The 24416-nt window shown below is 65.2% G+C and carries 18 protein-coding genes and 1 pseudogene; 11 read left to right on the top strand and 8 right to left on the bottom strand.

Translation table 11 applies throughout. The features are described from left to right. Positions 1–69 precede the first annotated feature (69 nt). From P0Y43_RS12440 to P0Y43_RS12410, 7 genes are all read left to right on the top strand, one after another. On the top strand, positions 70–4533 hold the full coding sequence (locus tag P0Y43_RS12440) for an NEL-type E3 ubiquitin ligase domain-containing protein (protein WP_275637565.1): 4464 nt from the start codon (positions 70–72) through the stop codon (positions 4531–4533). Between the two features lie 83 nt (positions 4534–4616). Further along, a complete protein-coding gene (locus P0Y43_RS12435) occupies positions 4617–5633 on the top strand; it encodes an AraC family transcriptional regulator (RefSeq protein WP_275637564.1) in 1017 nt (338 codons plus the stop codon). A 118-nt stretch (positions 5634–5751) separates the two neighbouring features. Next, positions 5752–7401 (top strand): AMP-binding protein, encoded by a 1650-nt coding sequence (locus P0Y43_RS12430; protein ID WP_275637563.1) that lies wholly within the window; start codon positions 5752–5754, stop codon positions 7399–7401. Positions 7402–7414: 13 nt separating this feature from the next. Beyond that, the gene (locus P0Y43_RS12425; protein ID WP_275637562.1) at positions 7415–8182 is read left to right on the top strand and encodes an SDR family NAD(P)-dependent oxidoreductase; all 768 of its coding nucleotides are present in this window, start codon (positions 7415–7417) and stop codon (positions 8180–8182) included. Between the two features lie 12 nt (positions 8183–8194). Next, positions 8195–9388 (top strand): acetyl-CoA C-acyltransferase, encoded by a 1194-nt coding sequence (locus P0Y43_RS12420; protein WP_275637561.1) that lies wholly within the window; start codon positions 8195–8197, stop codon positions 9386–9388. A gap of 8 nt (positions 9389–9396) precedes the next feature. After that, a complete protein-coding gene (locus P0Y43_RS12415; RefSeq protein ID WP_275637560.1) occupies positions 9397–10524 on the top strand; it encodes an acyl-CoA dehydrogenase in 1128 nt (375 codons plus the stop codon). Positions 10525–10537: 13 nt separating this feature from the next. Then, positions 10538–11311: an enoyl-CoA hydratase gene (locus tag P0Y43_RS12410; RefSeq protein ID WP_275637559.1), complete on the top strand. Its 774-nt coding sequence runs from the start codon at positions 10538–10540 to the stop codon at positions 11309–11311. Between the two features lie 37 nt (positions 11312–11348). On the opposite strand, the gene P0Y43_RS12405 is transcribed toward P0Y43_RS12410, so the two are convergent. Continuing rightward, positions 11349–15971 carry a DUF6543 domain-containing protein gene (locus P0Y43_RS12405; protein ID WP_275637558.1) on the bottom strand — a complete coding sequence of 1541 codons (4623 nt, stop codon included), beginning with the start codon at positions 15969–15971 and terminating at the stop codon, positions 11349–11351. A 317-nt stretch (positions 15972–16288) separates the two neighbouring features. On the opposite strand from P0Y43_RS12405, the gene P0Y43_RS12400 reads away from it, so the two are divergent. Next, the gene (locus P0Y43_RS12400) at positions 16289–16693 is read left to right on the top strand and encodes a TraR/DksA family transcriptional regulator (RefSeq protein ID WP_275637557.1); all 405 of its coding nucleotides are present in this window, start codon (positions 16289–16291) and stop codon (positions 16691–16693) included. A 190-nt stretch (positions 16694–16883) separates the two neighbouring features. Next, positions 16884–17063: pseudogene (locus P0Y43_RS12395) on the top strand (hypothetical protein). On the opposite strand, the gene P0Y43_RS12390 reads toward P0Y43_RS12395, so the two are convergent. After that, a complete protein-coding gene (locus tag P0Y43_RS12390) occupies positions 17018–17263 on the bottom strand; it encodes a hypothetical protein (protein WP_275637556.1) in 246 nt (81 codons plus the stop codon). The pseudogene P0Y43_RS12395 and the gene P0Y43_RS12390 sit on opposite strands and share 46 nt — an antisense overlap. 315 nt (positions 17264–17578) lie before the next feature. On the opposite strand from P0Y43_RS12390, the gene P0Y43_RS12385 reads away from it, so the two are divergent. Further along, complete coding sequence (locus P0Y43_RS12385) at positions 17579–18049, top strand: hypothetical protein (protein WP_275637555.1); 471 nt, start codon at positions 17579–17581, stop codon at positions 18047–18049. Further along, positions 18046–18249 carry a hypothetical protein gene (locus tag P0Y43_RS12380; protein WP_275637554.1) on the top strand — a complete coding sequence of 68 codons (204 nt, stop codon included), beginning with the start codon at positions 18046–18048 and terminating at the stop codon, positions 18247–18249. The genes P0Y43_RS12385 and P0Y43_RS12380 overlap by 4 nt, the downstream gene beginning before the upstream one ends. A 49-nt stretch (positions 18250–18298) precedes the next feature. Here the strand turns inward: P0Y43_RS12380 and P0Y43_RS12375 are convergent, their stop codons facing one another. Genes P0Y43_RS12375 through P0Y43_RS12350 form a run of 6 tightly spaced genes read right to left on the bottom strand, consistent with a single transcriptional unit; the run spans position 18299 to position 24350 of the window. Next, on the bottom strand, positions 18299–18664 hold the full coding sequence (locus P0Y43_RS12375; RefSeq protein ID WP_275637553.1) for a Na+/H+ antiporter subunit G: 366 nt from the start codon (positions 18662–18664) through the stop codon (positions 18299–18301). Beyond that, complete coding sequence (locus P0Y43_RS12370) at positions 18661–18939, bottom strand: K+/H+ antiporter subunit F (protein WP_275637552.1); 279 nt, start codon at positions 18937–18939, stop codon at positions 18661–18663. The genes P0Y43_RS12375 and P0Y43_RS12370 overlap by 4 nt, the downstream gene beginning before the upstream one ends. After that, positions 18936–19424: a Na+/H+ antiporter subunit E gene (locus tag P0Y43_RS12365; protein ID WP_275637551.1), complete on the bottom strand. Its 489-nt coding sequence runs from the start codon at positions 19422–19424 to the stop codon at positions 18936–18938. Before P0Y43_RS12365 ends, P0Y43_RS12370 begins: the two co-directional genes overlap by 4 nt. Further along, entirely contained in the window at positions 19421–21097 is a 1677-nt protein-coding gene (locus P0Y43_RS12360; protein WP_275637550.1) for a monovalent cation/H+ antiporter subunit D, read from the bottom strand. The genes P0Y43_RS12365 and P0Y43_RS12360 overlap by 4 nt, the downstream gene beginning before the upstream one ends. Then, entirely contained in the window at positions 21094–21438 is a 345-nt protein-coding gene (locus tag P0Y43_RS12355; RefSeq protein ID WP_166888042.1) for a Na+/H+ antiporter subunit C, read from the bottom strand. The genes P0Y43_RS12360 and P0Y43_RS12355 overlap by 4 nt, the downstream gene beginning before the upstream one ends. Then, on the bottom strand, positions 21438–24350 hold the full coding sequence (locus P0Y43_RS12350) for a monovalent cation/H+ antiporter subunit A (protein ID WP_275637549.1): 2913 nt from the start codon (positions 24348–24350) through the stop codon (positions 21438–21440). Before P0Y43_RS12350 ends, P0Y43_RS12355 begins: the two co-directional genes overlap by 1 nt. Positions 24351–24416: the final 66 nt, after the last annotated feature.

Here is a 24416-nt window from a genome sequence, read left to right as displayed (position 1 = left end):
GGCTTTCCAGCTGTTGCCCGTGCGCGCCGCGGGAGAGGGTAGTGGCTGCCTTTCTCCGGAGCCACGCCGATGCCCAGCGCTGTCCAAACCCTCGATACGCTCGATCAATTTCTTGGTGAAAACCTGCCTGACTGGCTACGCAAGGCAACGCCGCAGGCAATCGTGGCCCTGCGCGCGGCATTCGCCGTGCAACGTGCCAGCGAAAACCTGTTGACCCAAGCGTTCGCCCGGCTCCGGCCGCCGCAGGCGTTCGCCCAGGCACTGTTGCAGGAGGCGCTCCGGGCAAAGACCGGCCTGGCCCTGGACCTGGGTCATGCGCTTTGGCGCGAGCGTTGGCAGAACTATAGCCTCCTGGGTGGTGGTGAGCTGATTACCCATGACAGCTTCGAACCGGCGCTGGCGCACCTGATGCAGAACTTCGCCGAGGATTTTGCCTGCCATGCCAACAGTGGCGTGATCCACCGCGAGCCCGGCCACCCTCTCGACGTTGCGCCCTTGCTGATCGACACGGCCACGCTCGCGGCTATTTGCCGTGAGGTCGATGCCGGCCGGCGTTATCAGGAGCATCTCGATCAGGTCTTGGATGAAAAGGTCAGCCAAGCGCTGGGTGAGGAAAAACGCCAGCGACTGGCACTGGCAATCGAGCTTGCCGAGCTGAAGGGGGACTTGAACCCCACGGACGTGGCGCTGTTGCGCCAGGTGCTTGCGCAGTCGTCATCAGTTTCCAGTGCCACGGTGAGCGCGAAGTGCCTGCGAATCCTTGGCCATACACTGAGCGCGGCAGTGGTCTTCGAGCTGCCAGCCATTGCGCCTGGCCAGTCGTCGCCTCATGACGGGCAAGCGCCAGGTATCATCCTGTACCTGGCGCATCGACCGTTGCAGCGGTTCGCCTCCTGGGCGGCGCTGAGCACCCACTTGCAGAGCCTGCTGGGGGATGCCAAGGCGCTGGCGGCGCTGCTCGAGATGCTCAGGCTCGAAGACCGAGTGCCGTTCCAGAGCACCTTGCGCAAGCGCCTGAGCGATCCTCAAGTGGACCTGGAGCTTTCCGCACAGGTGCCAGCGGGCGGTTTGTTCGCAGAACTCGTCACCCTGCACCTCGAGCAACTGCGTGCCGACGCGTTGTACCTATTGGTGCCCGTTGCCAAGGCGGATGAAGAGAGCAAGCGCGAGCGCCTGAATACCTGGGAGTCTGTGGGGAGCAACCTATTGCAGCTGGCTGCGTTCTTCGTGCCTGGGCTGAACCAGCTGCTACTGGCACAGATGGTGGTCCAGACCTTGCGGGAAGCCTACGAGGGGGTGGTCGACTGGCAGCGTGGCCATCAGCACGAGGCGCTCGAACATCTGCTCAGCGTGGCCGAGGCCGTCGCGGTGAACGCCGTGTTCGCCGCGGGCGGCACGGCGGTCGCGCGGGGTTTGCAGCGCAGCGCCTTCGTCGAGCAGATGGTGCCGGTGCGGTCCGGTGTTGGCGGGCGACTCTGGGCCCACGACCTGCAACCGTTTCGGAGCAGGTCGACACCACCGAACGTCACTCGTGGCCGTGACGGCCTGTACCGGCATGACGGGCGCCAATGGTGGCGGCGTCACAACGACTACTTTGAAATGCGCCACGACCGCCAGCTCGGGCATTGGCGACTGGTGCGCACTGACGGTGACCTGGGCTTCGCCCCGCAAATGCAGTGGAATGGCGAGTGTGGTTGGCGGCTGGCATGGCAGCGGCCGCAGGAGTGGGTGGGGGCTCAAGTGTTGCTGGGGCATCTCTGGGCGCCGGCCTGGGAGCTGGACGCCGAGCGAGTGGCACAAGTGATGCGCATCGCCGATATCGATGAGGCGGCGTTGCACGCGCTGGTCGCGCAACAGCGCAAGATGCCGGTGGCCTTGCGCGACACGCTCGAACGCTACGACCTGGACAGCCGCATAGACCGGTTCTTCGCCGGGGTGCGGCACGACCGGGCGTTCACCGACCAAGGAATGCTGAGCGTTTGCCTGGCGCAATTGCCCGCCGCGCATCAGGTGGCGGGCCAGCGCCGGCAGGCGATGCTCGCCCGTGAACCGGAGTTGCGCGCAGTGTTGATGGACAAGCTCAGCGACGAGTACCTGCAGCGTGATCCGCTCGCGACCATCGTCACCAGGGATTTCCCTGGCCTGCCCAGCGTCTATGCGCATGACGTCATGCAGCATGCCTCCGAGGCCCAGCGCGAGCACATGTCCCTCAAGCTGGCGCTGCCCTTGCCCCTCGCCGAACGTGCGCGCGCGGCGCTGGTCGAGGCCCGGCTGACGCGGACGTTGCAAGGCCTGTACCTGAACAATGCCTACTCCGATCACTTGCCTGACCTGGTGTTCGCCTTGTTGCTGCGTGGCGAGACATGGCCGCGGGACATCAACTTCGAGGTCCGGCGTGGGTCGGTCAACGGCCATCCTCTGGCGCGTTTGCACACTATCGATGTCGAGCATCCGCCCCGGGTGTTGGTCGATCATCGGGGGCAACTGCAGGTCTATGAAGGGGGGCGACGGCTGTTCACCGAGCAACCGGGGCCTGGTGATCTGTTCGGCATCCTCTGGCACTTTCTGCCGGAGGCAGAGCGTGAGCGGTTAAGGTGGACCGGCCCGAACGCGATCAAACGCATGCGGCGTGACCTCCAGGCGCGGCTGCCCGGTACGCGGGCGAACCTGATGGCGATGCTCGGCATTCGCACCGGCACGCCTCGGCCCACGCCGCCGCAGCGCCTGCCCGATGGGCGTTTCGGCTACCTGCTGAGTGGACGCGGCGACGCCGCGCAAGTTGCCGACCGCACCCTGCAGGACCGGGTGCGCAGCCTCTATCCCGGCTTCAACGAGCGACAGCTGCAAGACTATCTGCAGGTGTTGGAGGAGCAACCTGGCTCGCCCTTCACCGCGTTGTTGCAGGAGGAACAGAGCTTCCAGCAGCTCGACCAGGCCCTGTCGCGCTGGTGCGAGGAGGCGGAACAGGATGCGCAGCGGTCGGTGCGGCAACGGGTCGCCGATGAGTTGCGTCGCTGCTGGCGGATGCAGGGGCTGGCCGGCAGGCATCATGCCAACGGAGACCCGGGCATGCTGCTGGACCTGGGTGACATCGCCGCACGCCAATTGCCTGCGTTGCCGGCACAGGCTGGGTTTCTGCACGTGACCGAGATGAGCCTGGTGAACATGCAGTTGCAGGAGGTGCCCAGCGACTTTCTGAGGCCGTTTCGCCACCTGCTTCGGCTCAACCTCGACAACAACCGTTTGCTAACGCTGCCGAGCGGGGTTGCCGGGCTTTCTCGCTTGCGGGAGTTGACGTTGTCCAGAAACCACATGGACTTGGACATAGCGGACTTCGACACCTTGGCAGCCCTGTCGCATTTGCGTGTGCTGGTACTCAGCGGCAATCCCTTGGGGCGTTTCCCCGTGGCGCTGGAGCGCTTGCCGCGGTTACGCCAATTGGGCTTGCGCGACACCGGGCTGACTGCGCTGCCTGAGCATCTGGCGTTGGCTGTATCGCTCGACTACGTCGATTTGCGCGACAACCGCATCAGTGTCTTGCCGCAGGCGGTGGCCGATTACCGCCCGACCCTGCGACGCGGCCTGGCGCTGCAAGGCAACCCACTGCCGGCGGACTACCCGCAGCGTTGGCTGGGTATCGAGAGCGCGTCCGATAGCGAAGCGTCCGTGGAGGAAGGGCCGGTGTCGCGCCTACGCTGGTTGGAGGGCGCGAGCCCGTCGCAGCGAATTCTGCGCACCGTGCAATGGGAGCGTATGGTCGACGAACCGGGCAGCGAGGACTTCTTCCGACTGTTGCGTGACCTGACTGGCACCAGCGATTTTCGCCTGGCACGAGACGACCTGCAGGGGCGCGTCTGGTCGATGTTCGAAGCGCTTGAGCACAACGGTGCGTTGCGCCAGGAGCTGTTCGAGTTGGCCAGCCAGCCGAGAACCTGCGTCGACAGTGTCATCTCCTGTTTCGCCGCGCTGGAGGTGCGCGCGCTGTCCGTGGCGGCGGTGCGCGACAGCGCCGGTAACGGTGAGGTGGGCCTGCTGAGCCTCGCTCGGCGCCTGTTCCGCCTCGATCAGGTCGAGCGTTTTGCTCGTGCCGACATGAGCAGGCGGCAAGCCGAGGGGCGAGGGGTCGACGAGGTGGAGGTCAGCCTCGCCTACCGGGTCGGTCTGGCGACGCGGCTAGACTTGCCGGGGCAGCCGCGCACCCTGCAGTTCGGTGCGGTGGCGGGGGTTTCTGCCGCCGACCTGGACGCTGCGGCCGAGGCGGTTCGCCAGGCCGAAGCGAGCGACGCGCTGGTCACCTACGTCAGCGAGCGGGATTTCTGGTTGCGCCATCTGCGGCAGTTGCATGGTGATGCCTTCGAAGCCATCGAGGCGCCTTACTGGACGTGCATGGAAACCCTGGACGACCAACGCCTGACCCTGGGTGATCAAGCGTATCTGGTCGAAGTCGAGCGAGTGGCTAGCGAGCGTGAGGCCGCGTTGGCGCAGGAGGCCAGGCGCTTGAGCCGCGAGGCCCTGGCGCGGCTCAGCGACTGATGGCAGCGCCGGGCCCTCGCTGCGGGGCTGGTGTTTTCCGCCTGGCGGCCTAAGATGGCCGCTGGGCGGGCCCGGAACAACCGATGAGCGAGAAAGACACGATCTCCATGCAACTGGTGCGCGAGGCGCTGTTGCAGACTTGCCCGGCGGGCGAGCCCGATGCCGTCCTGCTGGCGCGCGCCGGTATCGACGCCGCTTTGCTCGAATTGCCTGAGGCGCGGGTCAGCGCCGAGTCCTACGCGCGTCTCTGGCGCCTTTTGGCGCGGCGTTGCAACGACGAGTTCTTCGCCATGGACCCGCGCGGCTTGCGCAGCGGCAGCCTGGCCTTCCTGTGCCGTGCGAGCATGGCGCAACCGACCCTGGGCGCCGCCCTGGACACCGCGTTGGGTTTTCTCGCGCTGATGCTCGAAGATCTGCAACCGAGCCTGGTACGCCAGCAGAGCCTGGCCGAGATCGTCATCAACGAGCCCCGCGAGACCCCGCGCCGGGCCTTCACCTACTTCACCTTCTGGATGATCGTGCACGGCGTGGCGTGCTGGCTGGCCGGGCGGCGCATCCCGATCCTGGCCATCGATCTGCGCTGCGCCGAGCCGCCGTTCTGCGACGATTACCGGGTGATGTTCTCGGAAAACCTGCAGTTCGACCGCCCGCGCACGCGCATGATCATTCCCGCCGACTGCCTGGAGGTGCCGTTGCGGCGCACGTCGGAGGAGCTGCTGCGTTTCCTGGCCGAGGCGCCGGGCAACATTCTGGTCAAGTACCGCGACCCCGACAGCCTGGCCCGTCGCATTCGCCGTACCTTGGGCCAGCGTGACCCGGCCGAATGGCCGGATGCCGAGTGCCTGGCCCGCGAGTTGCACCTGTCGGCGTCGACCTTGCGCCGCCGCCTGGCGGATGAGGGCCAGACCTACCAGGGCCTCAAGGACAGCGTGCGTCGGCAACTGGCGATCGATTGGCTCGCTCGATCCGAACTGGGTTTGAGCGAAATCGCCCTGCACCTGGGGTTCGCCGACGGCAGCTCCTTCTACAAGGCGTTTCGCAAATGGTTCGGCTGCAACCCCGGGCATTATCGCGCCTTGCTGGAGCGCGACCATAACTAAAGCGCGCGGCACTGGCCAAACCAGTCATCCGGATTGATGGCTTTTGCCATTGTTCCGGTTGGCTGCTGGCGCGACTATCGACGGACCACTCCAACAAGAACAATCCGGGAGTCCGACGATGCGCGATTACGCCGAGGCCGCGAGCTCGTTCAACTTTGCCCACACTGCCGACGCGGCGTTGCAGGGCAGTCTCGAGGCCCTCAATGCCTGTGTCGAATGCTGCGACCGCCATGCCGATGGCAGCGGCCGCCTGGCGCTGGTCTGGGAAGACCGCGACGGTAACGGCCGGCGCTACAGCTTCGACCAGTTGCAGGGCATGGCGGCACGTTTTGCCAATGTCCTGAAGGCACAGGGCGTGGTTGCCGGTGACCGGGTCGCCGGCCTGATGCCACGCACCCCCGAGCTGCTGGTGACGATCCTCGCCGCCTGGCGCCTGGGCGCGGTCTATCAGCCGTTGTTCACCGCCTTCGGGCCCAAGGCCATCGAGCACCGCCTTGAGCAGTCCCATGCCAAGGTGGTGGTTACCGACCGCCATAACCGCGCCAAGCTCGACGACGTCGCCGCTTGCCCGACGATCATCAGCGTCGGCGCCCAGGGCGCCGAGCTGGACTTCCAGCGTACGCTGGAGGCCGCCGAGGCCGAGTGCGAGCCGGTGCCGCGCAAGGGTGACGACCCCTTCCTGCTGATGTTCACCTCGGGCACCACCGGGCCTGCCAAGCCGCTGGAGGTACCGCTCAAGGCCATCGTCGCGTTCCAGGGCTATATGCGCGACGCCATCGACCTGCGCCCGCAGGACGCCTTCTGGAACCTGGCCGACCCGGGGTGGGCCTATGGGCTCTACTATGCCGTCACCGGCCCGCTGTCGCTTGGCCATGCCACGACCTTCTACGATGGGCCGTTCAGCGTCGAGAGCTGCGCGCGGATCATCGACAAATTGGGCATCACCAACCTGGCCGGTTCGCCCACCGCCTACCGCCTGTTGATCGCCGCCGGCGAGCAGTTCTCGGCCCCCATCAAGGGCCGCCTGCGGGTGGTCAGCAGTGCCGGTGAGCCGCTCAATCCGGAGGTGATCCGCTGGTTCGCCGACGAGCTTGGCGTGACCATCCACGACCATTACGGGCAAACCGAACTGGGTATGGTGCTGTGCAACCATCACGGCCTTAAGCACCCGGTGCGCCTGGGGTCGGCCGGTTTCGCCATCCCAGGCCATCGCATCGTGGTGCTGGACGAACAGGGCCAGGAGCTACCGCCCGGTGTGCCCGGCATCCTCGCGGTGGACCGCGAACGATCCCCGCTGTGCTGGTTCGCGGGCTACCACGGCCTGCCGACCAAGGCGTTCGTCGGCCAGTATTACCTGAGCGGCGACACTGTCGAGTTGAATGCCGACGGCAGCATCAGCTTTGTCGGCCGCAGCGACGATGTGATCACCACGTCCGGCTATCGGGTCGGCCCGTTCGATGTGGAAAGCGCGCTGATCGAGCACCCGGCGGTGGTCGAGGCGGCGGTGATCGGCAAGCCCGACCCGGAGCGCACCGAGCTGATCAAGGCCTTCGTCGTGCTCGGGGTTGGCCACACCGCCAGCCCCGAGCTTGAGGAAGCGCTGCGCCAGCACGTGCGCCAGCGCCTCTATGCCCATGCCTACCCCCGTGAAATCGAATTCGTTGGCGAGCTGCCCAAGACCCCGAGCGGCAAGCTGCAACGCTTCATCCTGCGCAACCAGGAAATCGCCAAGCAACACGCCATGCAGGCCACCCCTGCCGGCGTCTGAAGGAACACAGACCATGCACATCGCTCAGAAAAACTTCATCGTCAGCGGCGCTGCCTCCGGGCTCGGCGCCGCCACCGCGCAGATGCTCATCGAGGCCGGCGCCCGCGTCATGCTGGTCGACCTCAATGCTCAGGCTGTCGAGGCCAAGGCCCGCGAGCTGGGTGACAACGCGCGCTTCGCGGTCGCCGACATCAGCGACGAGCACGCCGCCAAGGCTGCGGTCGACGCCGCCGTCAGCGCCTTTGGCAGCCTGCATGGGTTGGTCAACTGCGCCGGCATCGTCGGTGCCGAGAAGGTCCTCGGCAAGCAGGGGCCGCATGGCCTGGACAGCTTCGCCCGGGTGATCAACGTCAACCTGATCGGCAGTTTCAACCTGCTGCGCCTGGCTGCCGCGGCCATTGCCGAAGGCCCGGCGGGCGAGGGCGGTGAGCGCGGGGTGATCATCAACACCGCTTCCATCGCCGCCTACGACGGGCAGATCGGCCAGGCCGCCTATGCCGCCTCCAAGGGCGCGGTGGCCAGCCTGACCCTGCCGGTGGCGCGTGAGCTGGCGCGCTTCGGCATCCGCGTGATGACCATCGCCCCCGGCATCTTCGAGACGCCGATGATGGCCGGCCTGCCCCAGGAGGTGCGCGACTCGCTGGCCGCGGGTGTGCCGTTCCCACCACGCCTGGGCCGCGCCGAGGAATATGCCGCGCTGGCCCGTCACATCATCGAGAACTGCATGCTCAACGGCGAGGTGATCCGCCTCGACGGCGCGCTGCGCATGGCTGCCAAGTAAGGAGTAGCGAACATGACCCTCGCCAATGACCCGATCGTCATCGTCAGCGCCGTGCGCACGCCCATGGGCGGGCTGCAGGGCGACCTCAAGAGCCTGACCGCGCCGCAACTGGGCAGCGCGGCGATCCGCGCCGCCGTCGAGCGTGCCGGCATCGATGCCGGCAGCGTCGAGCAGGTGCTGTTCGGCTGCGTGTTGCCCGCCGGCCTCGGCCAGGCACCCGCACGCCAGGCCGCCCTGGGCGCAGGCCTGGGCAAGCACACCCCCTGCACCACGCTGAACAAGATGTGCGGCTCGGGCATGCAGGCCGCGATCATGGCCCACGACCAACTGCTGGCCGGCAGCGCCGAGGTCATCGTCGCCGGTGGCATGGAGAGCATGAGCAACGCCCCGTACCTGCTGGACAAGGCCCGTGGCGGCTACCGCATGGGGCACGGCAAGATCATCGACCACATGTTCATGGATGGCCTGGAAGACGCCTACGACAAAGGCCGCCTGATGGGCACCTTCGCCGAGGACTGCGCGCAGCACGGCGACTTCAGCCGCGAAGCCCAGGATGCCTTCGCCATCGCTTCGCTGACCCGTGCCCAGGACGCGATCAAGCACGGCCGCTTCGTTGCCGAGATCGCCCCGGTGGAAGTCACCGAGGGCAAGGAGAAACGCATCATCCAGGACGACGAGCAGCCGCCCAAGGCACGCCTGGACAAGATTCCACAGCTCAAGCCGGCCTTCCGTGAAGGCGGCAGCGTCACCGCCGCCAACTCCAGCTCGATTTCCGACGGCGCCGCCGCGCTGGTGCTGATGCGTCGCTCCGAAGCCGATCGGCGTGGCCTCAAGCCGTTGGCGGTGATCCACGGTCATGCGGCCTTCGCCGATACCCCGGCGCTGTTCCCCACCGCGCCCATCGGCGCCATCGACAAACTGCTGAAACGCACCGGCTGGGACCTGGCCGAGGTCGACCTGTTCGAGATCAACGAAGCGTTCGCCGTGGTTACCCTGGCGGCCATGAAGCACTTCGACCTGCCCCATGACAAGGTCAACATCCACGGCGGCGCCTGCGCCCTGGGCCACCCGATCGGTGCTTCCGGCGCGCGCATCCTGGTGACCCTGCTGTCGGCCCTGCGCCAGAACAACCTGCGCCGCGGCGTGGCGGCCATCTGCATCGGCGGTGGCGAGGCCACGGCGATGGCGGTCGAGTGCCTGTACTGAGGTGAACCATGCTGGTATCCGACGAGCAACAACAGATCGCCGACGCGGTCCGGGCCTTCGCCCAGGAGCGTCTTAAACCCTTCGCCGAGCAGTGGGACAAGGAACACCGCTTCCCCAAGGAGGCCATCGAGGAGATGGCCGGCCTGGGCCTGTTCGGCATGCTGGTGCCGGAGCAGTACGGCGGCAGCGACACCGGCTATGTGGCCTACGCCATGGCCCTGGAGGAGATCGCTGCCGGTGACGGCGCCTGCTCGACCATCATGAGCGTGCACAACTCGGTGGGCTGCGTGCCGATCCTCAAGTTCGGCAGCGAGCAGCAGAAGGCGCAGTTCCTCGCGCCGCTGGCCACGGGCGCGATGCTCGGCGCCTTCGCCCTCACCGAGCCGCAGGCCGGCTCCGACGCCAGCAGCCTGAAGACCCGCGCACGCCTTGAGGACGACCATTACGTGCTCAATGGCAGCAAGCAGTTCATCACCTCCGGGCAGAACGCCGGGATAGTGATCGTCTTCGCCGTCACTGACCCAGACGCCGGCAAGCGTGGCATCAGCGCCTTCATCGTGCCGACCGACACCCCTGGCTATCAGGTCGCGAGGGTCGAGGACAAGCTCGGCCAGCACGCTTCCGACACCTGCCAGATCGTCTTCGACAACGTGCGCGTGCCGCTGGAAAATCGCCTGGGCGAGGAGGGGCAGGGCTACAAGATTGCCCTGGCCAACCTCGAAGGCGGCCGCATCGGCATCGCCTCGCAAGCGGTAGGCATGGCCCGCGCCGCGTTCGAAGTGGCGCGCGACTACGCCAACGAACGCCAGAGCTTCGGCAAAGCGCTGATCGAGCATCAGGCGGTGGCGTTCCGCCTGGCCGACATGGCCACGCGCATCGCCGTGGCCCGGCAGATGGTGCTGCACGCCGCAGCCCTGCGCGATGCCGGGCGCCCGGCGCTGGTGGAGGCATCGATGGCCAAGCTGTTCGCCTCGGAAATGGCCGAAAAGGTCTGTTCGGATGCCTTGCAGACCCTCGGTGGTTATGGCTATCTGAGTGACTTCCCGCTGGAGCGGATCTACCGCGACGTTCGGGTCTGCCAGATCTACGAAGGCACCAGCGACATTCAGCGCATGGTCATTGCGCGCAACCTTTGAAGGAGCAGCTTGCATGGCATTCGAAACAATCCTGCTGGACATCCACGGCAAGGTCGGCCTGATCACCCTGAACCGGCCGCAGGCGCTGAACGCGCTGAACGCGCAGATCGTCGGCGAGATCAACCAGGCCCTGGACCAGCTCGAACGTGACCCGAACATCGGCTGCGTGGTGCTCACCGGTTCCGCCAAGGCCTTCGCCGCCGGGGCCGACATCAAGGAAATGGCCGAGCTGCAGTACCCGCAGATCTACGTCGATGATCTGTTCAGCGATGCCGACCGCATCGCCAACCGGCGCAAGCCGATCATCGCCGCAGTGTCCGGCTTTGCCCTGGGCGGTGGCTGCGAACTGGCGATGATGTGTGATTTCATCCTGGCCGGTGACAACGCCAAGTTCGGCCAGCCGGAGATCAACCTCGGCGTGCTGCCGGGCATGGGCGGCACCCAGCGCCTGACCCGTGCGGTAGGCAAGGCCAAGGCCATGGAGCTGTGCCTGACCGGTCGTCTGATGGGCGCCGAGGAGGCCGAGCGCGCCGGGTTGGTGGCGCGCGTGGTGCCGCAGGCGGAACTGCTGGAGGAGGCACTGAAGGTTGCCGCGACCATCGCCGCGAAGTCGATCCCTGTGAGCATGATGGTCAAGGAGAGCATCAACCGCGCCTTCGAGGTCACCCTGAGCGAGGGTGTGCGTTTCGAGCGGCGGGTGTTCCATGCGGCCTTCGCCACCGAGGACCAGAAGGAAGGCATGGCGGCGTTCATCGCCAAGCGCGAGGCCCATTTCAAGGACCGTTGAGGGGGTTGGGGCGCTGCCGGGCGGCGCCCCAGTGGCTTCACAGATTGAAAAAATAGCTGGATGCGGCAGCCTGTGTGACCAGCCCCCGGTACACCTCGACCTGTTTGCCTGTGGTGTCATCGAAGGCCCACTGCCCCCGGACGAAGCGTTGGGCCGCTGTCTTCAGGTGGCCTGCGGTGAACGCGGTCCGTTCGCTGTCGGCGCTGCGGTAGTGGAAGTGCGCATACCACAGCACGACGCCGTCATGGCTGATGGCATATTCGTCCAGGTAGTCGTCGGGCCGATCCTTGCTCCTGGCGAGCAACCGGCGCGTGCCTTCCTTACGGACCTCGACCTGGTGGTTGTCGATCAGGAACCGCAGTTCGCCCATGCGTGGTTTTTGCGCCAGTGCCGCCTGGGTGCGCAAGGCCAGCGCCTGTTCGGCCAGGGTGCCCGACAGGTCCTCCAGCGCTTTGATGGTCAGCGCCGCATCCTGGTTGGCATCGCGTTCGTCGGTCTGGTTATCGGCGGTCAACCGCTGTTCGATGGCGCCACGCTGCTCGTCCACGGCCCGGCGTTGGTTCAGCAGGATCTCTTCGATTTCCACCGGCAGGTAGCTGCTCGCGGCCTTGGTCCGCAGGTTCGCCAGCGTCTCTCTGGCCTGTCGCAGGCGTTGTTCGCCGTTATCCAGCAATTTCCTGAGTTTCTGTGGCTTGCCGGCAGCCTTGGGCGGGTGGTGGCGCTGCACCCGCACCCAATCGCCTTGTTCGAGCTTGTAGGTCCGGGTCGGTGCCATTGCGTCGCCCGACGCGGGTATATCGATGATGTCGTCGTTGCCCTGCCGTGGCGTGCCCAGCAACAATCCCTCGTCGGGCGTTTCGATCAGGCCCGGCATTTGCCTGCGCAATTGAGGTATCGAGTTCAGGCTGGTGTAGTCGGGATACTCGGCCAGGTCGAGCTTGACGCGTCTGGCGAAGTGCTCCACATCCTCACGCAAGGTTGACAGGGGCGATGTCGTCGGGTCCAGGGTCAACCTGGACTGCAGGTTATCCAGTTGCCGTTGTGCCGCGCCTACGTGCTGGTCGATATTCTGCAGCAGGCGCTGGCGGATTTCGTCGCTCGCATTTTCCAGGGCATTGAAATGCAGGTGTTGGGCCACCCCCAGCTCGATGTTCGACCAAAAGCGGTCGAGCCAGTAGGTCGATACATCGTCCAGCTCGGCGAGCAGCGAGAGCTGGTTGGTGCAGGACTCCAGTCGGATCAGCCGCCACATCATGGGCGCGGTCGGTTTCACCCAAGTGGACAGGATATGCTCGAGCATTGAGTGGATTTTCGGCTGTGAGAGACTTGCCAGTTCCCGCAGTTGCTTCAGCTCCGTCGACAGGCGAGCACTGTTTCCGATGATCTGGTCGAGCAACGGCAGCAGTGTATCGAGACGCTCATTGACGATACGAACGTCGTCTGTCGACAGCGTGTAACCTTCACGTTGGCGTAGAGTGATCTCCACCACCTGGGTACGCAAGGGCCGGTAGAGGCGTACGAGCGTGGCGCGGATCGACTGCTCGCAACGCAGGCGCTGGCTCAAACCGCTGGCGCGCAGCAACTTGTATTCACGCAGGGGCGCTTTGGCGTTGCGTTGCTTGAGACGGGCAAGGTGCTCTTCGCAGAAGGTCGAAAACGCCTGGGCCTTGTCCAGGTAGTTGCGCAGGATGGCAGGGGGAACATCGCCAGCCGCTACTTGCGCGACCTTTTCCAGGTAGTCGACCTGCTGCTTCAGGTAGGTGGTGTCCTGGCGAAGTTGCGCGTCCAGTTCGGTAATGGCCTGCTCATTGGCCACGCGCATCTGCTTGAGTCGAGTCTCCAGGGGCATGCCGCCGCGTAGACGTAGCCGCAGGTCCACGTGCCAGCGACCGGCATCATCCAGTTGCAGCCAAGGGCCCAGTGTTTCATCGTTCAACCCACCGACGACGCGTGGCTGGCCGTATGCATTGTCCAGCTTCACTTTGTAGACGGCATTTTCCAGGATCGCCCAGCAGGCGTCCTCATACAGGTGCAGCCCCTGCAAGGGGCCACTGGGGATGGCAGGGCCCAGCACTTCGCTCAGAACACCCGCGCGCAGCTCGCCGACCGCCTGCGCTTGAGCCTCGCTCAGCCTGAGCGTGGCATTGGACCACCTGAAATCCAGGGTCGATGCCTGCGCGGCGGGCACTACACGTGGTTTGACCGGGTTCGCGGCAACCGGTGGCACGTTTGGCAGGGCAGGCCTTGCAGGGGCCTCGAGCGCTTGGCGTACGATGGCGTGGTGCAGCACGATCATGGCCAGGTCGAGCAGCAGTTGGGCCAGCGCAGCATTGCGTGCGGCGGGGTCGTCACTGGCGGGTGGGTCGACCGCTTGAGTCAGGGCCGCCTCGATCTGGGCCAGCCAGCCGATCCTGGCGATCGCGCCTTCGGTGAAGGGCAGTACGGTGTCGAGCAACAGCCATCCCAGTTCGGCCCAGCGCGCCCAGCGAGTCTGGGCAGTGGTGGCGGAGTGCGCCTCGAACTGCTGGAGTGTCTCGTCCACACAGCCTTGGTAGATCGCCGACACTGCGGCTTCGGGGGCCGCTTCGCGTGAAAGCGTGACCGGCGCGGGTTTGCCGAACGGCACGCTGGCCGGGTCATCGATCGGGTGGAACAGGTGAGGCTCCAGAAAGCCACCGTGGGCGTAGGTACTGCGAGCCTCGGCAGGAAGGCGTTGCAGCAGGTCGTCCTGCAGCGCACCGGGTGTGCCAATGGCGACCAGCAATGCCAGGCGGTCCTTGAACAGCAGGAGCGCTTGCTGATGCAAGGGGCGGTAGAGCAGGCAAGCTGAAGCGCCAGCGTTCGGAGACTCGATCAACCATGTGTTGAGCGGGTGGTCGGGACTGGCGTCCATGCTGCTGAGAAACCCCAAGGGGCGTAGTACCCAGCGTGACGCCTGCCCCTGGGGCTCGGCGGCGAACAACTTGCCGAGCATATCCACGGCGTCGGGTTCGAGTTCGGCGCCAAGCAGGCACAGTTCCATTGCCATCGCCGGTAATTGCACCTTCAGTTGCGATCCCAGCAGCTCTTCGCGCTGCCGTCGCTGCTGCGGGTCGTCGAGCAGTTGCTGGCGCAGCATCTGAGGGTAGCGTGTGCCAATGTCCACCTCGCTGACCAACTGGCGGACATACGCGGCATCCAGCCAGCTGGGCAGTGCCTGCTTGTGCACGGGTTCCAGGGTGATGGTTCCGGGCCTGAGCAGCCCCAGGTTGGAAATCGCCAACTGCGCGAGCGTGAAGGAAACGGGCAGGATGACGCCATCCTGGATCAACGAGCCTTGAGTGGGTATCGCCGCGGCGATCACCTGGTGATTGACCACCCGGACCATCCGCAGGTCCAGGGTAGATCGAGGGTGGTCGAGAACAATACGCTCGCTGAGCAGCCTGTAGGCGAACGCTTCAGCGTCTTCGATACCCGCGAGCCAGTGATGGCCTGCGGATTCATAGGTGCAGCTGGCAATGTCGGTCAGCAGCGTGCTGTAGTGCATCAGGGCGTGGGTGCTGGCGTTGCGCAGCCAGTCGGGAAGCTGGTGGGCGATGCTCGCCTGGGTGTTCTGTTCGGCCGTGCCGCAGGCGCCAGCCATGTCGCCGATACGATCCAGGGCATTGGCCAAGCGGCGGCTGTCATAGCGCCTTCTGTAGGTGAGGCAGGTATGCTCCATGGCCAGTAGCTGTTGATGCAGCACGCTCAGGGTCTGCTCTTGGAACAGGTCCATGGTCGGGCGGGCCAGCGACAGTAACGGCGGCTGACTGGCCAGTTGAGGTGGCCAATGCTGCGCTATCGCGTCCAGCAGGTCTTGCCGGGACGCGAAGGGTATCAGCCTGCCGGCCAGCGTATACAGCAATGCGGGCCCTTGCTCGCGTTCCATGAGTACGGCACTGGCCAGGTCAGGCGCCAATTGCCACTGCTGGTCCCGGTCAAGTCGCAGGATGTGCAGGGCGATCCTGGCGCTGTTTTCCCACTGCTTCAGTGCTTGCGGGTTGGAGTGGATCCGCACCAGGGAGGCCATGGCGGCATCCTGTTGGCTGAGGGTGCCGTCGTTCGTCTGGCGCTCGATCGAGGCGCGCAATTGTTCGTGCAGGTAGTCGCTATACCACTGCCAGGGCGTCTGGCCGTGAGCGTCGGCTTCTCCCCAAAAGGCAACCAGTGCTTGGGCATAGGCCTCGAACAGCAAAGGGCCGCAATCGTTGATCAACTGTTCCAGGGCATGCAGGTCGACCTCGACAACCGCGTGTGCGGCTGGGGCCGCGCGGTTGCTGACGTGATCCTCACCTGGCGTCAGGTTGGTCGTGCCTTCATGGCAATAACGCTCCACCAGGACATGATGCAGCGGGCGGACGAACGGGTTGGCCGCCCCCCGTGTGCGACTGACCAGATAGAGATCGGACGTCGAGTAAGCGCCCATTTTTCGTTCGTTCCATTGTTCTTCGAGCACCTTGGCGGCGACGTCGAGCAGGCCTGGGCGAGTATCGAAGCGCTTGGTGACGGCGCATTCGAGCGAGCTGCTGCGGGGAACGCGTGGGTGTGTGTTCATCGTGCGGGTTCCTCTGGTGATGGAACCTGCAGATAAACGCAGTAGCGTCGTGCCAGTGCCGTATGGGGCTAACGCCCTGGCAAGCACAGTGCTGTCGCCGGGCTGACAGCGAGCATGCGATGTTGCATATTAGGGTCCATGCGAAAGTCGCCGCACGGGCGCCTTTTCTGCACCCCTGGGCGCACCTGGCTGTGCCTCGACAGGTCGTGTGGGTACCGGTGGACGGATAAAGAGCCATTTCGCTCGATTCCCCCGTCATTTCTGTTGCCCCCTGGAGCGTGGCACCTTAGACTTTCGCCCCCTGTAAAACAGTGCCGGTTGGCGCTTGAAGCATTCCATCGCTGACGCATGATCGTTGGTGGTACCCGAATCGCCCAAATGCACATTTTTTCATAGAGAAATCGATGACCAAGGAACAGTTGCTGGCCATGTCGGCCGATGACTACATGAATGCCGAGCAGCTCGCGTTCTTCACCGCTCTGCTGCAAGCGATCAAAGTCGAGACGCATGAGCGCATCGAGCTGAGCCGCGCCACCATCGAGAGCCTGGACACCCCTTCGGACCCGGCTGACGTGGCTTCGGTAGAGGAAGAGCGCCACTGGCTCGTCAATGCCATCGAGCGCGACCAGCGCCTGTTGCCGCAGTTGGAAATGGCCCTGGGCCGTATCGCCGACGAGAGTTTCGGCTGGTGCGATGACAGCGGTGAGCCAATCGGCCTGCAGCGTCTGCTGATCAGCCCGACCACCAAGTACTGCATCGAAGCCCAGGAGCGTCACGAGCAGCTCGACCGCCACCAGCGGCAGATCTGACCGACCCTTTTTGGCATGAGGCCCCACGGAGTGATCCCTGGGGCCTTTCGCGTTTTCTCGCCTGACCAAGCTCGGGCAATTTGTTGCCATCAGCGCAATACAGCTGTACCGCCGTGCGCTTTTTCCTGGGTCGTGGGCGACGTATCATGCATGCACCGTTAGGTTGCTAATTAGACTTTCGGAAGAAATGATGAATAGCCGAGTCGATGTGGCCGTGAGGTGTCGGCCTCCCTGCCGGCCTCGGGTCGACGTGTCTGCTGGGTGGTGCTGGTCAATGGCGGTTGCCGTGGCGGCGTTCGCCTGTCGCGAAGAGGCATTGACGTGTCAGGCAGCCTGGCTTGTGCAGTCGCGCGCGGGAAAGGCGGCGTAGGTACAGGCCTCAAGATGCTGGGCCAGTGCACAGGCTTCCAGGTGGGTACGCCTGAAGCCTTTGACCCGGCCAGTGGTGCTCTCGGTCACGTGAAAGAAACTCACGCCAGCAGGCACGACAATGAAGCGCGGCAAAAGATGGGTATGCGAGGAGCAAGAAATGTTCTTCACCTCTCGACGGATTTCGGTGTTTTCGTGCATATTCTTTCCCCTGTAATGTGCAGATGAATACCGGGGCCCGTTTGTGCCGAGGGCCTGGCGCTATCTATCGCATTTTTTCTGACGCATCTGTTGTCAGACATTACGCTTCCCAAAGTGGGATCCATGCCTGGAATCGTCTGAGGTTTTGGCTGGCATGCCAGAGTAAATATTCCTGCCTGTTGCATCGGTTGCCACCACAGACGCTTCGCGCATTGCTTCATTACTCTTTTCTCGGTTCGCATTGAATGAACCGTTGGCCTGCGTATGCACAGACGCGCGAGGCTGCGGGATTTAATTGGTTTGAGGATCACTTCATTGGCAGTCAGTACGTTGGACACCCACGCCTTGTTTGCCCTGGGCGATTTGCGCGCCAAGTTGGTCAAGCTGTTCCAGGGCCGTTTCGTCTATGTCACCGAGCAGAACCCCGATGGCCTGTACATGGCCGAAATCGACACCGACAGCGCCCTGGTGGTCGATGATAAACAGCGCTTGGAGCTGAAGGTGGGCGACCACTTCCGCGCGGCCGTGCTGCCCAGCCGCGAGGGCGGTAAGCTGGAGCTGCGCTTTCGTGAAATCAAGTTCAATGTCTATGGCCTGGGTGACTACGCCTTCGTCTCGGTGCCGGAAGGCGACGGCATCGTGTTCCGCGAAGGGGCAGGGGTGATGCTGGTGTTCGCCGCCCGTGACCAGGTACAGGAAGGGCTGGGTAAGCTACTCAAGGCGGTGACCGGTAAGGTCGCCAAATGGCGCAAGGGTGAGATGACCACCTTCAAGGCCAGCGAATGAGCGCCCAGCCACCGTTGGGGCGCGCCGAGTTTCACCAGCGCCATCAGTCCGAAGCGGTGGCCGAGGCCGAGCGCTTGCTGGCGCGTCGCGACGATTTGCAAGGCGCCTGGCTGGGCTGGGTGGCCGGTGAACTCTACCGGTTAGGACCTGCGCCGTTCGTGGCCATGGTGCGGCGCGAGCTGCAACGGCTTAGCCGGTAAAGCAAAAAGGACCGCCTGGCGGTCCTTTTGCGTTTAAGCGACGGTAGGGTCAGTTGCCGTGATCGCGGCCACTGCTGACTTCCTCTGGCACATCCTCACCCGCTGTTCGCTTGCGAAACAACGCCGCGCGAGCCAGCAGCAGGGTGGTCACCGGCACCGTGATCGACAGCAGGATGGGAATCAACCATGCATGCAGTACCGGCCCCTGCTTGAGTTCGGAGAAGTACAGGATAGAGGCCAGGCTCACGCACCAGGCGCCGAGGGTCGAGGCCAGCGCTGGCGGGTGCATGCGTTGGAAATAGTCTTTCAGGCGCAGCATGCCCAGGGCGCCGATCAGCGCGAACAGGCTGCCGACCAACAGCAGGCCGGCCGTGGTCAGTTCCAGCCAGAACGGCAGTTCGATGGCTTCGCTCATTCGATCACCTCGCCGCGCAGGAGGAACTTGGCCAATGCGAAGGAGCCGACGAAGCCGAACAGGGCGATCAGCAGGGCGCCTTCGAAGTAGGTGTCACTGGCGTAGCGGATACCCAGCACCAGCATCATCAGCATGGCCAGGATATACAGATAGTCCAGCGCCAGTACCCGGTCCTGGGCGGACGGGCCGCGGAACAGGCGGATCAGCGCCAGCGCCATGGCGATGACGAAGATGAACAGGCTGGCGAGGATGGCGTTGGCGAGCAGGCCAGTCATTCGAAGATCTCCCTCAGCGGGCGTTCGTAGGTGTGCTTGAAGTGGGCGATGAAGGCTGTCTCGTCGTCCAGGTCGAATACATGCAGCAGCAGGACGCTGCGGTCCAGGGCCAGTTCCGACCAGACCGTGCCTGGTACCACCGTGGTGATCATCGATAGCGCCGCCAGGCCGTGGGCGTCGCGCAGATCCAGCGGAATGTGCACGAAGGCCGAGCGCGGCGGGTGGTTGCCAGCGCGCAGCACGCTACGGGCGACCTGCAGGTTGGAAACGATCACGTCCAGGCCGACGCGGCCAATCAGCCGCAGGATCGCCAGCGGCCGACGCACATGGGCATGCTGTGGGCGCAGCGGCGCCATCAGCAGCGGTGCCAGCACGCCCAGGGCGGCGCCCAGCAGCAGGTTGCCGGGGCTCGCCGAGAGGTTCAGCGCCAGCCACAGCACGAACAGCGAAAGCGACAGCAGCGGGGCTGGGAACAGGCGACTCATGGCTGCACCTCCACCAGTGTGGTCGGGCCGGCCAGCGGCCGGGTTGCCATGACCGCCTGGATGTAGGCGTCCGGCGACTGCAGGCCAGCTGCGGTGTCCTGGGTGTAGCGCAGCAGTGGTTCGGCGCGCAGGCTGAGGAAGATGCACAACCCCAGCAGTACGGCGATCGGTACCCCTTCATAGCGGCGCAGTAGCGGCGAGGGGCGCTCTTCGGGCTTCCAGAAGCGCTGGATGCCGACCCGGCCGAAGGCGATCAATGAGGCCATGCCCGATAGCACCAGCAGCGCCACCAATCCCCAGCCGGCGACTGACAGCGGTTGTTCGGGGGGCATGCCCAGGCCTTGTGGGTTGAACAGCGCGCTGATGAGATTGAGCTTCGCAATGAAACCCGACAGGGGCGGCATGCCGATGATCAGCAGGGCACAGGCGATGAAGCTCAGGCCGAGGAAGGCCATGGTCCAGGGGATGATCTGGCCGATCACCGCCTTCTGTTCGTCGTCGAGGTTGATGCCCTTGGGTGGGTGCAGCGACTCCAGCGGCGAGGGGATCGCGTCTTCCTCGTCGTCCAGTAGCACCTCGTTGGCCGAGCGCGAACGCTCCACCAGCTCGGCGAGCAGGAACAGCGCGCACAGTGCCAAGGTGGAGCTGGCCAGGTAGAACAACGCGGCGCCAGTCAGCGCCGGCTGAGCAAAGCCGACAGCGGCCAGCAGGGTGCCGGCCGACACCAGGATGCTCAGCGCCGCCAGGCGCTCCAGGCGCTGGGCGGCGAGGATCGAAACAGCCGCCACCGCCAGGGTGACCAGCCCGCCGTACACCAGCCATTCCCCGCCAAAATGTGCCGAGGCCCCGGCCTGCCCCGAGAACAGCAGGCTCCATAGGCGCAGCACGGCGTACAGGCCGACCTTGGTCATGATGGCGAACAGTGCCGCCACAGGCGCGCTGGCAGAGGAGTAGGCCGGCACCAGCCAGAAGTTCAATGGCCAGATGCCCGCCTTGACCAGGAACGCCGTGGCCAGGATCGCTGCGCCAGCGTGTAGCAGGCCACGGTCGGCTTCGGCGACCAGGGGGATCTTCAACGCCAGGTCGGCCATGTTCAGGGTGCCGGTCACGCCATAGAGCATGGCTGCGCCCACCAGGAACAGCGACGAGGCGAACAGGTTGATGGCGATGTAATGCAGCCCGGCCTTGACCCGCGCACGCCCGGAGCCGTGCAGCAGCAGGCCGTAGGAGGCAGCCAGCAGCACCTCGAAGAAAACGAACAGGTTGAACAGGTCGGCGGTGAGGAAGGCGCCGTACAGGCCCATCAGCTGAATCTGGAACAGCGCATGGAAACTTGCCCCGGCGCCATCCCAGCGTGCCCGGGCGAACATCAGGGCGCAGATGCCGATGACCCCGGTGAGGGTCAGCAGCAGCGCCGAGAGGTGGTCCAGCACCAGCACGATGCCGAACGGCGCGGGCCAGTTGCCGGGCAGGTACACGCCGATGGACTCGGCCTGGCCCTGGGTGCGCACCCACATCAGCAGGGTGACGGCGATGGCCAGGCCAGCAAAGGTCGACATCAGGTTGATGCGACCCTTGAAGTGCCGGTGTTTCTCGCCTACCAGCAACAGTAGCGCGGCAGTCACCAGTGGCAGCAGGATGGGCGCGACGATCAGTTGATTCATTGCGCTCATTCCTCACGCTCCCGGCCGTCGACGTGGTCGGTGCCGGTCAGGCCGCGCGAGGCCAGCAGCACCACCAGGAACAGCGCGGTCATGGCGAAGCTGATGACGATGGCGGTCAGCACCAGCGCCTGGGGCAGGGGGTCGGTGTAGTGCAAGAGGTCTTGCGGCACGCCGTCCTTGATGATCGGTTCCTTGCCGATGAACAGGCTGCCCATGCTGAAGATGAACAGGTTCACGCCATAGGACAGCAGGCACAGCCCCATGATCACCTGGTAGGTCCGGGGGCGCAGCACCAGCCATACCCCGGAGGCGGCCAGTACGCCGATGGCGACTGCGATGACTTCTTCCATCAGGCGGCTCCTGCTTGGCTGGATTTCGGGTGGCCCGGGCGATACGCGCGCACCGACTGGTGCGCCAGGGCCGTGAGGATCAGCAGGGTCGAGCCAACCACCACGGTGTACACGCCGATGTCGAAGAACAGCGCGCTGGCCACGTGCACGTCACCCAGCAACGGCAGATGCAGGTGGGCGGTGTGGGTGGTCAGGAACGGGTAGCCCAGGGCCATCGCGCCGATGCCGGTCAGGGTGGCGCAGAGCAGGCCTGTGCCCATCCAGCGCAGTGGGCGCAGGCTCATCTGCGCCTCGACCCACTGGGTGCCGGCGACCATATATTGGAGAATGAACGCCACCGACATCACCAGGCCGGCGACGAAGCCACCCCCTGGCTGGTTGTGGCCGCGCATGAACAGGTACATCGACACCAGCAGGGCGATCGGCAGCAGCAGACGCACCAGCACCGCCGGCACCATCATGAAGCCCAGCGCGGTATCGGTGGCGTGTCGCGGGTTGATCAGGTCGCTGACCACGTCCGGCGCCAGCTGGCGCTGCTGGGCGGGCAACTGCATGCTCTCCTTCGGTGGGCGGAAGCGCCGCAGCAGGGCGAACACGGTCAGTGCCACAGCCACCAGCACGGTGATCTCGCCGAGGGTGTCGAAGCCGCGGAAGTCCACCAGCATCACGTTGACCACGTTGGTGCCGCCGCCTTGTGGCAGGGCGCGGCTGAGGTAGAACGAGGAGATGTCGTTGGGGGTGGGGCGGGTCAGCATGGCGTAGGACAGCAGCGCCATGCCGCCGCCCACCAGCACCGCCAGCAGCAGGTCGCGCAGGCGCCGCAGACGGGCGCGCTCCTGGCTGCCGGGCAGCGGCGAGACGCCTTCGATCCGGCGCGGCAGCCAGCGCAGGCCGAGCAGGATCAGCACCGTGGTGACCACTTCGACCACCAACTGGGTCAGGGCCAGGTCCGGCGCAGAGAACCAGACGAAGGTGATGCAGGTCATCAGGCCGCAGACACTGACCATGATCAACGCCGCCAGACGATGGTACTTGGCCTGCCAAGCGGCGCCAATGGCACAGGCGATCGCGATCAGCCAGAGGGCGACGAACACCCCGGAGCCCGGAATCTTCGGCCGGTCGCCCCAACTGATGCCGCTGTACAGCATGGGCGTGAGGCCGGCCAGGAAGGCGGCGAGCGCCAGCATGAACAGCTGGGTCTGCAGGCGGCGGCTGGTCAGCGACACCTCGATGCGTTTGGCCAGCAGCATCAGGCGCACCAAGCCATGCTCGAACAGGCGCTTGCCGTTGAAACGCTCGATCAGCGGCGGGTGCGGGAAGCGGCCCAGGCGCAGTTGCTTGCGCAGCAGCAGGTAGAGCAGGATGCCGCCGCACATGGCAATCAGGCTCATGATCAGTGGCGCGTTCCAGCCGTGCCAGATGGCCAGGCTGTATTCCGGCAGGGTGCCGCCGACCACTGGCAGCGCCGCGGCGGCCAGCAGCGGGCCGACCGATTGCGCTGGGAAGATGCCGACCACCAGGCAGGTCAGCACCAGCAGCTCGACCGGCGCGCGCATCCAGCGCGGCGGTTCGTGGGGCGTATGTGGCAGGTCCTGGGCGGTGGGGCCGAAGAACACGTCGACGGTGAAGCGCAGCGCGTAGGCCACGCTGAAGGTGCCGGCCAGGGTGGCTATCACCGGCAGCGCCGCCTCGACCCAGGCGGTGGAACTGATGAACACGGTCTCGGCGAAGAACATCTCCTTGGACAGGAAACCGTTCATCAGCGGCACGCCGGCCATGGACGCGCTGGCGACCATGGCCAGGGTCGCGGTATAGGGTACCAGGCGGATCAGGCCGCTGAGGCGGCGGATGTCGCGGGTGCCGCTCTCGTGGTCGATGATGCCCGCGGCCATGAACAGCGAGGCCTTGAAGGTGGCGTGGTTGAGAATGTGGAACACCGCGGCCACGGCGGCCAGCGGGCTGTTCAGCCCCAGCAGCAGGGTGATCAGGCCCAGGTGGCTGATGGTGGAATAGGCCAGCAGACCCTTGAGGTCATTCTGGAACATTGCCGCGAAGGCACCCAGCAACAAGGTACAGGCGCCAGCGCCGCCGACGATCCAGAACCACTCCTCGCTGCCTGACAGCACCGGCCATAGCCGCGCCAGCAGGAACACCCCGGCCTTGACCATGGTCGCCGAGTGCAGGTAGGCGGAAACGGGCGTCGGCGCCGCCATGGCGTGAGGCAGCCAGAACTGGAAGGGGAACTGCGCGCTCTTGCTCAGGGCGCCGATCAGGATCAGCGGCAGCAGCACCGGGTACAGGGCATGCTGGCGGATGGTCTCGCCTGCGGCCAGGACCTTGTCCAGGTCGTAGCTGCCGACCACGTGGCCGAGCAATAGCGCGCCGACCAGCAGGCACAAGCCGCCGGCGCCGGTGACCATCAGCGCCATGTAGGCGCCGCGGCGGGCGTCGTTACGGTGGTGCCAGTAGCCGATGAGGAGGAAGGAGAAGAGGCTGGTGAGCTCCCAGAAGAACACCAGTTGGATCAGGTTGCCGGAGATCACCAGGCCGAGCATGGCGCCCATGAAGGCCAGGAAGAAGGCGAAGAAGCGTGGCACCGGGTCTTGCGGGGACATGTAGTAGCGCGCGTACAGCGACACCAGGGTGCCGATGCCCAGCACCAGCAGGGAGAACAACCAGGCGAAGCCGTCCATGCGCAGCACCAGATTCAGCCCCAGGCTTGGTAGCCAGAGGAATTCCTCGCGGATCACGCCGCCATGGGCGACCTGCGGGTACAGCAACGCGACCTGGACCGTACCGACCAGGGCCACGAGCCCGGCGAGGATGGACTCGGTGTTGCGTGCGTTGTGCGGCAGGACGGCTGCCAGGCAACTGCCCAGAAAGGGCAGAAGCAATAGCACTATCAATGACATAGCGTTCTAATCTGCGGGAGTTTGCCAAGGATCATACGTGCCACGCGATGGATGACCAACCCGCAA

It is taken from the genome of Pseudomonas entomophila (assembly GCF_029193575.1).
Taxonomy (GTDB): Bacteria; Pseudomonadota; Gammaproteobacteria; order Pseudomonadales; family Pseudomonadaceae; genus Aquipseudomonas; species Aquipseudomonas entomophila_G.
This window is presented reverse-complemented; position numbering and strand designations above follow the sequence as displayed.